Genomic DNA, 13860 nt, shown 5'->3' with positions numbered 1-13860 from the left:
GCGGCCGAAAACCGCCCCGCAGGGCCCCTGTCCGAGTTGCCCTGACGAGGCCCGTTCTGGAACCGCCGTGCCGACTCCCGTGCTGGTGCGGTGCTGACTGGAAGCCCACGCGTCACCCGTCAGCTTGATCGGCGCGGAGTCGTTGCACGGTGGGCAAGCCGGACCGGGTGCATCCGGCGACTTGTAGTGGCCGACTCCACCGGCCGGGGCGGCGGCGTTGTGACCGGCCTCCACAAGCCCCGCACGTCCGTGCTGGGCAACGCCGGATTCGCGGGCACCAAGCTGGGCACAGGGGACTGGTGACCGTCGAACCGCTCGATCCACCGACGCCACGCCGGAGGGCCGTTCGGGTGCGGGGCAAGCCGGGACAGGACGGTGGCGGCACTCCCGGCCTCGGCCAGAACCGCCTGCGGCAGCCGCACCGCGGCGTCGAGCCGTAGATCAACGGCCGTGGGAAGCTCGCGCACCCGCGCCCGTAAAGCGGCCGGCAGCGCCTCGGCGGGATCCGTGACGGTGGCGGGGGCACGGAGCGAGGACCGCAGCAGCCGCAGACGGAGCAGTTCTGCGAGGAGCCGCACGCGTCCAATTTCACAGGTGCTGGGGCCATACAACCATTCGCCGATCTCCGCTGTCTTGATCCCCGTGAAGAAGACGCTCATCGCCTCCGCCGCCGCACTCGGCGCGCTCGCCGCCGTCACCGGCCCCGCCGCGGCCCCCGCCGCAGCCGCCTCCGACGCCCTGTGGCTCTGGTCCGACCCGTACGAGGTCACCCTCGCGGGCCCGTCCGAGGACGGCTCCCCCGCACCGTCGCAGTCGCTGACCGTGCAGATCAGCCACGACAACACGGCGACCACCGTCCCGGCCGGCACGCTCACCGTCGACGCCTCCGGAGTCGCCTCGTTCGCCGAGATCACCTGGCCCGCGAACTGCCGCCCGGAGAACGAGACCACCGCCGTCTGCACCACCCCCGAACTCCCCGGCGGCGCCAACGCCCCCGCCGCGCGGATCGGCCTGACCGCCAAGCCGGGCGCCACCGACGGCAACGACGGCTACGTCCGCTACACCGCCCAGGCCGGCGGCATGAACGCCTACCCGGGCGAGACCTACGTCGCCGTCAACGACGGCCCCGCACTCGGCCTCACCCAGGCCGAGTACCGCACCGGCATGGCACCCGACCAGCCCTTCGACTCCTCCGTCGTCCTCGGCAACCAGGGCAACCGCACCGCCGACCGCACCCTGCTCACCGTCTTCACCTCCCGCGGCATCCGCCTCGGCATGTCCGTCCCCTCCAACTGCGAGTCCACGAACGCCGTCACCGGCCGTACGTTCCTCTGCGTCCTGGACGAGCGGACGACCCCGGGCTCGTACCACTCCCTCCCGCTGAGGTTCCGCACCAAGGACATGGCCCTCTTCGACCGCGTCGACTATTCGGCGCAGCCCTACTCCGAGCAGGCGCTCGCCGAGGCCCGCGCCGGCCGCGCCTTCACCCCGGGCGCCGGCCCGGAGCTGAACCTCACCCCGGCCGCCGCCCCCTCCGACGAGCTCCAGCCATACCGCAGCTTCACGGTGAAGACCGTCAACCAGGCCGACTACCGGCTGACCGCCTCCACCGTCTCCGGCGCGGCCGGCGACACCGTCCCCGCCACCGTCACCGTCCACAACGCGGGCCCCGCCTGGGTCGCCTCCCTCGGTGCGGGCGAACCCGCCGCGACCGTCGACATCGACATCCCCGCCGGCACCTCGGTCGCCTCCGCCCCCGACGCCTGCTGGTCCCAGTCCGAGACCCGCTACCGCTGCAACACCCCCATCTACCTCACCGAATCCGGCAAGCCCGCCACCCACACCTTCCCCTTCACCCTCCACATCGACGAGGTCATCCCGAACGCCACCGCCCGCGCTGCCGTCTACAACGACGCCTACGAACCCGCCGTCCGCACCTTCGACCCCGACCTGACGAACAACACGGCCACCCTCACCGTCAACCCCTCGACGAGCTGACGCAGGCCCCTCCGGCTGCCCGGCCCGACCCCTGCGCCGACCCTGTACGAGCCGGGCAGCCGACCCCCGCACCGCCCCGGTGACCCCAGCCGCACCACCTGTGGGGAGCAGAGGGCACCGGGGCAGCGAAAACCTTCCTGCGCCACGTCCGTGACCGGACTTCCGCGAGGACGAATTCAAGATCCGCACCGGCCACCTGCCCCGCACGGTGGCCTCCCTGCGAAACCTCGCCGTCGGCCCTCGGCCTCACCTGACGAACCCGGACAAGGTCACACGCCTGCACGCCGACCGGGGCTACGACTGCGACAAGTACCGCCGCTGCGAACGCCGGGCGGACCTTCACCAAGGGCTGCTCGAACCCGCCTGCTCGCTCATCTGCCTGCGGCGGCCGTACCGACCTGGAGTGGGATCACAGCCGCAGGCGCACGAGGGCATCAGCCGGCGGGGCCGCAGGCGTCCGTCCGGGCCCGGCATGCTCGCGGATCAGCGCAGTAGGCCGTCGAGGAAAGGGCTGGACACCACGTGGTGGGGGTCGAGCCGCTCCAGGGTCGTGACGGCCTCGTCCCAGCCCGGGCCGCCTTCGGCGCGCAGACTGGCGGGGACGGTGCGGGTGAGGACGTCCGGGTCGGACCACGCGGCGGTGTCGGTGTAGGCCCAGCCCTTGGACCACTCCACCCGGACCGTCGCCCTGTTCCCGTCCAGGGCGAACAGGAACTGCTCGATCTCCCGGTAGAAGCGGTGCAGGGCGGGTGTGGCCGGCAGGGAGAGGATGTCGATCCATACGGCGGTGTCGGCGTCCGGCCTGTCGGGGTGCGGTCGCAGGGCGGACAGCAGGGGTGGCCGCGCGCCGGGTACGCCGCACGCGGACGGGTCCTCCAGACCGGTCACGCGGATCTCCACCTGGCCGTTGACCGGGTACTCGCCGCGCGCGGCGTACTCGGCGAGCAGCGTGCGGTAGAAGTCGGCGAACCGGCTGACCACCCACTGCAGATCGGCGCGGCGGACGAGGACGGCATAGCCGTTGGCCGTCTCGCGCAGCGTGGTGGGCCGTATGTACTGCAGCAGGTTGCGGGAGGCGCCCCACAGGTCCGACCGCAGCCCGCCCGCCAGCAGGTGGGTGAGTACGTCGCCGGTCAGCACGTCCCGTACGAGGTCGTCGGAGAGCAGCACGTCGGTGATGTCGCCGGTCAGCGCCACCTTGGCCAGCAGGTACTGCAGCCGGCCGAAGAGCGGCGCGCTCGCCCAGGCCCCCGAGACCAGAGATCCGGCCAGCCGTGCCACCGGCTCGGGGAGGGAGTCGGAGAACGGGTAGTTGTACGGCTCGTCGACCGCGCGGGAGCCCAGCGGCCGTCGCGGAGTGACGCTCCAGACCTTCAGCCAGGGCTTGTCGGTGAAGGCGAACCAGATCGCCTCGGCCCGGCCGGTCCGGTCGACGAAGTGGGCCAGGGTCCGCTTCCCGGCCGCGTCGCCGGGGGCGGCGAACAGTTCGGCGGCAGGGATGTCCAGGAGGGACTGGCAGCGCAGGTTCTGGTCGGCGCCCACGCGCAGGACGGCCTCGGTGACGAGCGAACGGCCGAGGTGGATGAGGAGCGCGTCGCAGTCGGGATCCGCCCGGCCGACGGTCCGCAGCACGTAGCGGCCGGTGCCCTTGTCCCAGACGACCGCGGTCAGTTCGGTGACCAGATTGCTCAGCGAGCCGTAGCCGTGGCCGGGCGGCGGGTTCTCGCCGACGGCGGGAACGGCCGTGCCGTGCGCACCGATGGCGAGCGCGCCGCCGACCGACAGCTGTCCGGGTGCCGGCGCGGCGGTGACGCCGTGACCGGCGGCGCCGGCGAACGCGAGCAGGTCCTCCAGGGTGGCACCGGTCTGGACCCGGATCTCGGCCGAGCCGTCGGCGGCCGGCCGCTCCAGCGACATGGCCGTGAGGTGTGCGGTCGTGTCCAGCAGGACGACCTGGGTTGCGGCGGGTGTGCCGTCGGCCACCGTGAGCGGGGCCCAGCCGTGCCGTTTGCCTTGCGCGCGTACCGTCCAGCCGGCGCGGTGCGCCCAGTTGACGATGTCGAGGACGTCCTGGGGGTGGCGCGGGGTGCACGTCCACAACTGGTCGGTGTGGATCTCGCCGGCCCAGTTCTCGTAGACGCGTCGGTGGATGTCGGGCCCGGCCGGGAAACCCGGTGGCGCCGGGAGCGCGTCGGCGGCGTACGCGCCGTCCGGCCGGACCAGTCCGCGCAGCAGCCACACCGTGCCACCCGCAGCGGCCGACGACGCGAGCAGTTCGCGCCGTGACAACCCACCGCCGTGGACCGAAGAATCGCCCGCCATCCCGGAGACCTCCCCTGTCCCGCCGGACTCGGCCGTCCGGAGCAGATCGCATGCACAGGCTACTTGGCGACAGGCAGGCGTGCCCGGGCATCCGGCGATTCCACGACGGGGCTCCGCGCGCGGAACACAGGCCCCAGCTGCGGAGGCCGACCGCGCGGGCAGGCGCAGGCGGTGCCGACAGACCCCCGTTGTCGGTGGCGGCTGCCAGGCTGTTGTGGATGAACGGAGACGAGCAACTGCTGAACGGCCGGGTCTACGGGGCGGAGCACGACGACCCCCATCCCGGACCGCTGCCACACCGGACCTACGCCGAACTGGTCGGCGGGCCGCTGGACGGTCTGCTGCTCGACATCCACGGCTGGCGGACCGAGGACATCGACGACGGTGTCGCCCTGACCACCGAACTCTCCCGGTGGCCCGGCGGGCGTGCGCTGTACGACCCGCGCCCCGGCGAGCCCCGCACGCCCGGCCCCGGTGTCGCCTGCCACCTGTACCACTCCGGCGACACCCCCTGACTGCCGGCATCCTCGGAGACGACGGTCTGGCCTGGTTCCCTCCGAAGTGCCGGGATGCGGGCCGCGTTAAGTGCCACGCAGCGCCGCGCCGTCGCGCCTATCGTGCCGCCCATGGTGATCGTCCAAGGCCTGCTGTTTCTGCTCGGTACAGGGGCCTATTACATGGTGTACTCGTACATTTCCGTGCTTCCCGGCGAACGGGCCAAGGCGAAGCGGTTGCGGAGCCTGGAGGAGGCCGGCATCCCGGTGGAGGCCCGCCTGGTGGCCATGACCCCGCTCCCGGGTGAGCGCACCGTTTCCGCCGTCTTCGCCGTCGACGTCCCTGGTGGCGACACGGTGCGGCAGAGGCAGTCCGTGCCTCTGACACCCGAGTTGCGGGTCGGCGGGCCTTACCCCGCCATCCGCCACCGCCAGTTCCCGGAGCGCTTGTGGATAGGCGACCGGGGGTCTCTGGAGCGTTCGCGCCGGCACCACGAGAACGCGCCCCGCAGTGCGCTGCGCTGGGCGGCCGGCGCCTTCACCGTCGGCACCGTCCTCATCCTGGCCGGTGCCGCCGTCTGAGCGGCAACCGGACGATGCGCGGGCGTGATGGCCAGTGCCGACGGACGGCTCTTGCCGTTTGCCGGCGTTCGGTCAGGAACGCGCGCTCGGTGTCGTTCTCCGTCAACTCCAGCGCCTGACGACAGGCGAGCGCAGCCTCCTCCGGGCGGCCGAGGCGACGCAGCAGGTCCGCCTTGATCGCGGGCGGGTACTGGTACCGCGCGAGTCGGCTGTCCTTCTCCAGCGCCGTGACCTCTGCCAGCGCCCGCGCCGGCCCGGAGACCATCGATACAGCCCCCGTGCGGTTCAACGCCACCGCCGGTGAGCGCCACACCGACAGCAGCGTGTCGTACAGGCTCACGATCCGCGGCCAGTCCGTCCGGTCGTACGACGGTGCCTCGGCGCAGAGCGAGACGATCGCCGCCTGCTGGGCATAGCGGCCCGGCCGACGTCCGCGCAGCCCGTCCACGATCAGGTCGTGCGCCTCCGCCATCGCAGCGCGGCCCCACAGCGATCGATCCTGGCCCTCCTGGTCACGTGCGGCCGGCTCGGGACGAGGCTGGAGTCCGGGCAATGAACACTCCCGACCCCGGTCGTCGGCCTGGCAACCAGGAGCCCCGGCGGACGGTGTCGGCCGTCCGCCGGGGCTCGCCGGGGCTCCGGATCACCCGTGGTGGCGGGTTACTTCAGGTAGCTTCCGGCGGTGCCGATCCTGCCGGGGCCGTTGAGGACGTACACCCGCAGGTTGCCCTTGCCGGGGGCGGCGACGGAGAGCTTCCCGTCGGTGACGACCCGGGTGTCACCGGTGACGGCGTCCCTGTAGGTGCCGTTGGGGATGCCGCTGTAGGTGGCGGCGTGGGTGACGGTGATCAGGGCGAAGCTGTCCGTGCCGCCCGCGGTGTACCGGCGCTTGTAGGCGATCTCGCCGCTGATGCCCTCGGTGGAGTACTGCCCCATCTGGAGGGCGGGGATCGCGCGGCGGATCTCGTTGAGCCGCTGCACGTGCTTGACCAGCGGCTGCGACAGCGTGGTGGCGACGGCGCCGGAGGCGGAGTCGACCTTGCCGAACTGCGATGCCGTCACCTCCCCCTGCAGGTGGTCGCCGTAGTAGGCGCGCCCGGTGGTCGCCAGCGGGCAGGTGGGCCCGCAGTCGATCTTCTTGCCCTTCTGGAACTCGATCTCGGAGCCGTAGTAGAGGGTCGGTATGCCGCGGAAGGTCCACATCAGCGACATGTTCTCGGCCCAGGCGTCCGTGCCGCCGGTGTAGCGCTCACCGCTCTTGTTCGGGCCGTAGTCGTGGCTGTCGACGTAGACGACGTTGTAGGTGGCGTCGTTGACCGAGTCGTCGGAGTCCTTGCCGTTGTGGAAGGCGTTGGACGCGTCGCCGAAGTTCATGTGCATGCGCATGTCGATGATGTTCATGCCGGAGAACCGGCTGTGGTCGGGCGCGTGGTACTCGTTGCCCGCGAGGAACGCGTTGGCGGACGTCGGCTGGGCCGCCGTGCCGGCGTTGTTCTCGTACTCGTACATCTCGAGCGCGGCCTTGGCGTCGTCGGCGCTGTACTCCTTGCGCTCCTTCCAGGTGAAGAACTGCGCGGAGTGGTTGACCGAGCCGCGGTTCCACTTGTCGTTGACGAAGGCGCCGACCTCGCCGAAGACGAAGAAGTTCTTCGCGGCGTCGGCGCCGTGCTGCTGGGTGACCCGCTCCTGGATCGCGGGCAGGAAGCGCCGGTTCCAGGTGGTGCGCGGGATGTGCACGGCGGTGTCGACGCGGAAGCCGTCGACGCCCATGTCGATGTACTTGTTGTACGCGCCGATCAGGTAGTTCTGCGTCCTGGCGCTCTCGGTGTTGAAGTCGGCCAGGTCGTCGTGGAGCCAGCAGGAACGGGAGTCCTCGCCCTCCCAGTTGCCCAGCCAGCAGGTGTGGTAGATGTCCTTGGGCCACGCGCCCGAAGTCGCGTTCGGCCACTGGCAGTTGTAGATGCGGTACCCCTCGGGCGAGGTGGAGGGGGTCGGCTTGCCCCAGTTGAGGCAGGTGTTGCCGGTGGGCTCGGCGGTGGACCACAGGTCGCCGTTGTAGTGGGACTTGCCGGACTTCGGCTCGACGGACAGGCCGTCGTACTCGAAGGAGGAGTTGGGCTCGTCGTAGTACCAGCTCCACTGGGCGTCGCGGACGCCGTAGTGCTTGGGCGTGAACAGCCCCTTGGCCCCCCACCGGGAGGAGTGGTTGTAGACGACGTCCTGGTAGATCTTCATGCCCTTGGCGTGGGCGGCGTTGATGAGGTCCTGGTACGACGCGCCCGCGGACTCCAGGCGGCGGTCGACCTTGTAGAAGTCGTAGCCGTGGTAGCCGTGGTAGTCGTAGTCGGACCGGTTGAGGACCACCGGGGTGATCCAGATCGCCGACATGCCGAGGCCCTTGATGTAGTCCAGCTTGTTGATCAGGCCCTTGAAGTCGCCCCGGAACATGGGGTCGTTGTTGGCGGCGTTGCCGGACCGCTCGTGCTGGCCGCCGCCGCGGTTGTTGGAGCTGTCACCGTCGTTGAACCGGGCGGTGAGGACGAAGTAGATGGGGTCCTTGCGCGGGTCGGTGCCCAGCGGCTTGCCCTGCGCGGCGGCGGGCGGCTTCACGCCGGTGGTGGCGGTGGCCGCCGCGGAGGCGGCGGAGAGGTTGCCGGCGGCGTCGGCGGCGCGCACGGTGAAGGTGTAGGCGGTCTTCTCCTCCAGGTCCGCCACCGACAGGACGGTCGAGGCCACGTCGGTGACCACCGTGCCCTTGGTCCCGCCGGTGCGGGTGACCTGGTACCGGGTGACCTGCTTGTCGTCGGTGGACGGCTCCCAGGTCAGCAGGACGGAGACGCCGTCGGCCTTGGCGGTCACCTTCGCCGGCACGGACGGCGCCTGGGTGTCCGGCACCTGCGCCGCGCAGGGGTCGGCGGCGTTCTTCACCACGACCCGGTCCTTCACGGTGCTCACCCCGGTGGTGAGCGTGTAGTCGCCGCCGTTGTTGTTGTCCCAGGTGCCGTTGCCGTTGTTGAACGCGGCCTTCATCGACGTCGCCGAACCGAGGTCGACGGTCCGTCGCATCCAGCCGGTGCAGGCGGCCTCCATGCCGATCCCGGGCACGGCCGTCCAGGCGCCGCCGGCGGGCTGGTAGTGCAGGTTGGTGGTGGTCCAGCCGACGGTGGCGGTCGAGTAGAAGACGGTCGCGCTGTTGGCGCCCTGGCCGGGGGAGGGGTTCGGGCTGGGGTCGGTCCCGGGTTCCCCGGTGCCCGCGCACGGGTCGCTGTGGGCGACCACCCCATCCTTGACGGTGATGGCGCCGGTGCCGAGGTCGTAGTTCTGGCCGGCGTTGTTGTCCCAGGTGCCGCTGCCGTTGTTGAACGTCGCCCGCAGCCCGCCGGCCGTGCCGAGGGTGACCGTCTTCTTGACCCAGTCCGTGCAGGCGGCCTCCATCGCCACCCCGGGGACCGTGGTCCAGGAGCCTCCGTCGGGCGCGTAATGCAGGTTGTACGCGGCCCAGTTCTTCGTCTTCGTGTAGTAGAAGACGGTCGCCGTGGACTCGGCGGCGGCCACCGGGGCCGCGTCCACGTCGGAGAACGACGTGGCGGGCAGGGTCATCAACAGGCTCAGGGCGCCCGCCGCGGCCGTGACGGCCGACAGGGGGCGTCCCGGCAACCCGCGGCGTCGCGGGGTGGTGCGTTCTCTCATGCGTGATCTCCAGCGAACTGGGCCGCCAGGCCGCGGAGTTCACCACGGCGGTCTGCTGCCTGGCTGCCGAATGGGGGGAGGGAGGGACCGGTTGAAAGTTCTGTCGGAATCTTTCTGCAAGGAATTGCGACCGGATGGTGGCAGACGCCCGGCGGGGACGTAAAGGGGTTCGGCGCGAACTGATGCACTCGCCGCCGAAGATCGTCGGCGGTGCGCCGGCTGCCGTGCCTCGTCCGGCCGGTGCTTGCGACGGCCCGCGGGGCGAGTGGCAGCCTGCCGGCCGTGGTGGCGTGCAACGTGTACGGCCACCGGGGCTGCCCGAGCGGTGCGTCGGGCGGCGAACCGCACACTGGAGAGGGGGCGTTGCCGAGCGGGGGCGTGGCTTGTGGCCGCCTGCCCCGGCGAGGGCGCCGGAAGGCGCCGCAGCGCGCAGGAGCGGGTCGGAGCCGCAGGCGACGGCCGGGGCGCGCCGGGCGCCGACGGCCCTCCCTCAGGCCGGGGCCGGGACCCGAACGGCCCCGGTGCTCCTCCCTGTGGGAGGGCGACCGGGGCCGGACGGTGCGGGGAGGCGGGGGTCAGTCGTCGTACGTCAGGCCGTGACCGGCGGGGAAGAGGACCTGCGAGGGGGTGTCGGCCCGCTGGACGGGTACCGGCAGCTTGCCGCGCGGGTCCACCCGGCCGGCGATCACCCGGGCGGCGGCGCGCAGTTCGACCTCGGTCCAGCAGTAGGAGACCAGGGAGGCCGGGACCTCGCCGAGGTGGGTGATGTCGTAGGGGTTGCGCACCGCGAGGTGGACGACGGGGACGCCGGTGGCGAGCAGCCGGGACACCAGGGTGCGCTGGGCGCTGGTGGCGCCCACGTTGTCGGTGGTGACCACCACCGCGTCACGCCCCTGTGCCGCGGCCACCGCCGCGTCGATCGCCGCCGCGTCGGGCGCCCGGCCGGTGGCGAGGTGGGCGGTGCTGTAGCCCAGTGCGTCGAACGCCGCGGCCAGTTCCGGCACCGTGGACCGGGTGGCGTCGGTCGGGAAGGCGGGACTCGCCCCGACCACCAGCAGCTTCCGCTGCCCGCGGCGCAGCGGAAGGGCCCCGTCGCGGTTGACCAGCAGGGTGGTGGTGCGCTCCGCGATCCGGTCGGCGGCGAGCCGGTGCCGGCGGGCGCCGACCACCCGCTCGATCTCGGACGCGGAGGTGTAGGGGCTGCCGCGGAGCAGGCCGACCTTGTCCTTGAGCCGCAGGATGCGCAGGACCGACTCGTCGAGCCGCTCCTCGGTGATCTCCCCGCTGCGGACGGCCGCCAGGACGCCGTTGAAGGCCACGTCGATGGCGGGCGGGAACAGCAGCTGGTCGGCACCGGCCTTGAGGGCGAGTACCGGCACGCGGTCGTCGCCGTACTTGGTGCGCACGCCCCGCATGTTGAGGGCGTCGGTGACGATGACGCCGTCGAAGCCGAGCTCTCCGCGCAGGACGCCCTGGAGGATCGCGGGCGACAGGGTGGCCGGCTCGTTGCTGGGATCGAGCGCGGGAACCTGCAGGTGCGCGGTCATGATCGAGTCCACGCCGGCGGCGATCGCGGCCCGGAAGGGCGGCGCGTCGACGCGGTCCCACTCCTCGCGGGTGTGGGTGATCACGGGCAGCCCGGTGTGGCTGTCCTCCGCGGTGTCCCCGTGGCCCGGGAAGTGCTTGGCACAGGCCACGACGCCGGCCTGCTGGTACCCCCGCACCTGGGCCGCCACCATACGGCTGACCTCGCCGGGGTCGGCGCCGAAGGACCGGATGTTGATGATGGGGTTGGCCGGGTTGACGTTGACGTCGGCGACCGGGGCGAAGTTCTGGTGGATGCCCAGGGCGGCGAGTTCGGCGCCCGAAATCCGTCCGGCGGTGCGCGCGTCGGAGAGCGAGCGGCCCGCGCCGAGCGCCATCGCGCCCGGCAGCTGGGTGGCGCCGCTGCCGATGCGGACGTTGGCCCCGTGCTCCTGGTCGATGGAGATCAGGGACGGTACGGGCGTGGGCAGGGCGAGCGAGGCCCGCTGCACCCCGTCCGACAGGGCCGCCACCTGGCGGGGGTCCTGGATGTTGTTCGCCCAGCCGGAGAAGAAGATGACACCGCCGACGTGGTACTTGGCGATGAGCTCGGCCACGGTGCGGACGCCGAGTTCCTTGAGGTTGCGTTCCTGGTCGTACTGGCTGGGGGAGGTCGCCGACGTGCCGTAGAAGTACGGCACGAACAGCTGGCCGATCTTCGCCTCCACGCTCATCGTGGAGAGGATGCGCCTGAGGTGGCGGTCGTCGCGCCGGTGCGCGACCGCGGGGGCAGCCGCCGCGCCCACGACGCCCGTCGCACTCGCGGCGACCACGGTCGCGGAGGCGAGGACGGTGCGTCGGGACAGATTCCGGTCCTGCATGCGGGCATGCTCCTTCCAGCCTTGCTCGACAAGGGAGTTGGAGGAAGAGTGAAGGGCTCCGAACTGCGGGAAACGTAGCCCGCGGATCACCGGCGGGCAAGAGGTCTAGACAAAACAGGTCTAGACAAATCCAGCCGTCCGCCGCGCCGATCCGACGCGGACGCCGTCCCGTGCCGCCTGCTCCATGCCTTCCGCCGGCACCGTCCGCGGAGGTCAGACCGAGTCGGCCAGGCCCGGGAAGAGGTCCGCCACCGGCTGCTCGCCGCCCAGTTTCTGCTCCGACCAGATGGTCTTGTCGTGCCGGCTGTGCCGCACGCCCCACCGCTCGCTGAACTTCATCACGATGAACAGCCCCCGGCCCCCCTCGTCGCTCTCCCGCGCCTGACGCAGGTGCGGGCTGGCGCTGCTGCGGTCGGTGACCTCCGACAGCAGGCGGTGGTCGTCGTGGATGAGGCGCAGCAGGATCGGGCCCTTGCCGTACCGGATGGCGTTGGTGACCAGCTCGCTGACGATCAGTTCGGTGGCGTACGAGATCTCCTCCAGCCCCCACGCGGTGAGCTGCTGCTCCACCAGGCGGCGGGCGGTGGCCACGACGGAGGACTCCGAGGGCAGCGTCCACTCGGCGACCTGGTCCCGGGAGAGGGCGCCGACCCGCGCGAGGAGCAGGACGGCGTCGTCCTCGCCGGTGGGCGCCATGTGGTAGACGGCGGCGTCGCACAGTTGCGGCAAGGGCCGGTCGGTGGGCGCCAGGACGCGCTCCAGGTGCCGCCGCGCCAGCGCGGGGTCGCTGTGCGTCGCGACCAGGCCGTTGGTGTAGAGGGCGAGCAGGCTTCCCTCCGGCAGCCGGTCGGTGACCGGCGTGTACGCGCGCCGGCCGCCCGCGCCGAGCGCGGGTCCCTCCGGCACGTCCAGGGTGCGGACGGAACCGTCGGGGCCCAGCACCACCGGGGAGACATGACCCGCCCGGACGGCGGTGCAGAGCTGGGAGACCGGGTCGTAGACGGCGATCGCGCAGGTCGCCACCGCGTCACCCGGGTCGGGCGCCGAGTGCTCGAGCTGGGCGGCCACCTCGTCCAGATGGGTGAGCAACTCCTCCGTCTCCAGGTCCTGGAGCGCCAGGGCGCGCAGCGCGGTCCGCAGCTGGCCCATCGTGGCGGCCGCCTCGATGCCGTGCCCGACGACCTCGCCCACCACGAGCCCGACCCGCGCGCCGGACAGGGGGATCACGTCGAACCAGTCGCCCCCCGCGCTCTCCGGCAGGTAGACGTGCGCGGTCTCCGCGGCGGACATCCGCGGGACGGTTCCGGGCTGCAGCCGGCGCTGCAGCGTCGAGGCGATGGTGTGCTCGCACCGGTAGCTGCGGGCGTTGTCCAGGTGGGCCGCGGCGGTCAGGGCGGCCTGCCGGGCCACCTCGAGGTCGTCCGCCCCGAACGCGTCGGGCCGGTTCCGGTACACGGTGAGCAGCCCGAGCGTCGCCTCCCGGGCGATCAGCGGCGCCACGATCATCGAGTGCACGCCCGCCTCGAGCAGCGGGGCGAAGCCTTGCGGGTCCGTCGCGATCCACGGCTCGTCCACCCCCACGGACACCAGCCGGGGGTGCGTGTCGTTGAGGACCTGGGTGTGCGGGGTGGGGAAGGGGAACGGGGCGCTGTCGCCCGGGTCGCGCACCCGGGCGTCGGCCGACGGCGGCTTGAACGCCGCCCGGCGCAGCGGGGTGTCGGAGGAGAGCGGTCCCACGGGCCGGTTGCGGTCGGGCGCCCCGTCGTCGACCAGGTCGACGCTCGCCGCGTCGGCGAACCGGGGGACCAGGGCCTCCACCAGTTCGTGCGCCGTGGCCTCCTCGTCGAGGGTGGAGCCGACCGACTTGTGGACCTCCCCGAGGACGGCCAGCCGCTCGGACGCCGCGTGCCGTTCCGTGACGTCCTCGACGACCGCCACCAGGCCGGGCGCCCCGGCCCGCGCCGCCTGCCCGGCCCGCTGCCCGGCCTGGGTCGCCTGCCTGGCCTGGTCGGGGTGCCGCAGGGGGAACAGGGACACCTCCAGCGCCAGCGTGACGTTGGGTTCGGAAGGCGCCTGACCCCGGATCAGCCGCCCGCGGACCGCCACGCCCCGGGTGGACACCTCGTCGAAGAGAGCGGTCAGTTCCCGCTGGTCGAAGCCGGGGGCGAAGGCGTCGAGGCCGCGGCCGACGACGTTCTCGGCCGGCAGCCCCCGCACGCCCCGCCCGGACGGGTTGTAGCGCACCACCCGCCGCTCGGCGTCGAACACGAACATCCCCTGAGGGGAATCGCCGAGCAGTGCGTTCAGGACCATCGAGTCGTCGGCGTGCCCGGCCTCCATCGCGCTCCCTCCACGCACCTCTCCGTCCC

9 protein-coding genes are annotated in these 13860 nt (G+C 72.2%); 3 read left to right on the top strand and 6 right to left on the bottom strand.

Annotated features, from left to right (window positions below; genetic code table 11):
- Positions 1 to 119 precede the first annotated feature (119 nt).
- Complete coding sequence (locus ACWD3O_RS22715) at positions 120 to 659, bottom strand: lantibiotic dehydratase (RefSeq protein ID WP_451411686.1); 540 nt, start codon at positions 657 to 659, stop codon at positions 120 to 122.
- Between ACWD3O_RS22715 and ACWD3O_RS22710 the strand changes: the two genes are divergently transcribed.
- Positions 643 to 1998: a hypothetical protein gene (locus tag ACWD3O_RS22710; protein ID WP_451417143.1), complete on the top strand. Its 1356-nt coding sequence runs from the start codon at positions 643 to 645 to the stop codon at positions 1996 to 1998. The two genes, ACWD3O_RS22715 and ACWD3O_RS22710, sit on opposite strands and share 17 nt — an antisense overlap.
- 483 nt (positions 1999 to 2481) lie before the next feature.
- Here the strand turns inward: ACWD3O_RS22710 and ACWD3O_RS22705 are convergent, their stop codons facing one another.
- The gene (locus tag ACWD3O_RS22705) at positions 2482 to 4320 is read right to left on the bottom strand and encodes a cholesterol oxidase substrate-binding domain-containing protein (protein ID WP_451411688.1); all 1839 of its coding nucleotides are present in this window, start codon (positions 4318 to 4320) and stop codon (positions 2482 to 2484) included.
- 218 nt (positions 4321 to 4538) lie between these two features.
- Here ACWD3O_RS22705 and ACWD3O_RS22700 point away from each other — a divergent pair, with 218 nt between their 5' ends.
- Both ACWD3O_RS22700 and ACWD3O_RS22695 read left to right on the top strand, forming a co-directional pair.
- Entirely contained in the window at positions 4539 to 4835 is a 297-nt protein-coding gene (locus ACWD3O_RS22700) for a hypothetical protein (RefSeq protein WP_451411689.1), read from the top strand.
- A gap of 111 nt (positions 4836 to 4946) precedes the next feature.
- On the top strand, positions 4947 to 5396 hold the full coding sequence (locus ACWD3O_RS22695) for a hypothetical protein (RefSeq protein ID WP_451411690.1): 450 nt from the start codon (positions 4947 to 4949) through the stop codon (positions 5394 to 5396).
- Here ACWD3O_RS22695 and ACWD3O_RS22690 read toward each other — a convergent pair.
- The 4 genes from ACWD3O_RS22690 to ACWD3O_RS22675 all read right to left on the bottom strand — a co-directional run bounded on the left by ACWD3O_RS22690 (position 5371) and on the right by ACWD3O_RS22675 (position 13831).
- The gene (locus tag ACWD3O_RS22690; RefSeq protein ID WP_451411691.1) at positions 5371 to 5868 is read right to left on the bottom strand and encodes a hypothetical protein; all 498 of its coding nucleotides are present in this window, start codon (positions 5866 to 5868) and stop codon (positions 5371 to 5373) included. The two genes, ACWD3O_RS22695 and ACWD3O_RS22690, sit on opposite strands and share 26 nt — an antisense overlap.
- Positions 5869 to 6056: 188 nt before the next feature.
- Positions 6057 to 9086 (bottom strand): carbohydrate binding domain-containing protein, encoded by a 3030-nt coding sequence (locus tag ACWD3O_RS22685; protein WP_451411692.1) that lies wholly within the window; start codon positions 9084 to 9086, stop codon positions 6057 to 6059.
- Between the two features lie 575 nt (positions 9087 to 9661).
- Positions 9662 to 11491 carry a glycoside hydrolase family 3 protein gene (locus tag ACWD3O_RS22680; protein WP_451417142.1) on the bottom strand — a complete coding sequence of 610 codons (1830 nt, stop codon included), beginning with the start codon at positions 11489 to 11491 and terminating at the stop codon, positions 9662 to 9664.
- 213 nt (positions 11492 to 11704) lie between these two features.
- Positions 11705 to 13831 carry a SpoIIE family protein phosphatase gene (locus ACWD3O_RS22675; RefSeq protein WP_451417141.1) on the bottom strand — a complete coding sequence of 709 codons (2127 nt, stop codon included), beginning with the start codon at positions 13829 to 13831 and terminating at the stop codon, positions 11705 to 11707.
- Between the last annotated feature and the right edge of the window lie 29 nt (positions 13832 to 13860).

The sequence above is a fragment of the Streptomyces sp. NPDC002640 genome, assembly GCF_053592575.1.
Note: the sequence above shows the minus strand (reverse complement) of the source record. Positions and strands in the feature narration are given on the sequence as shown.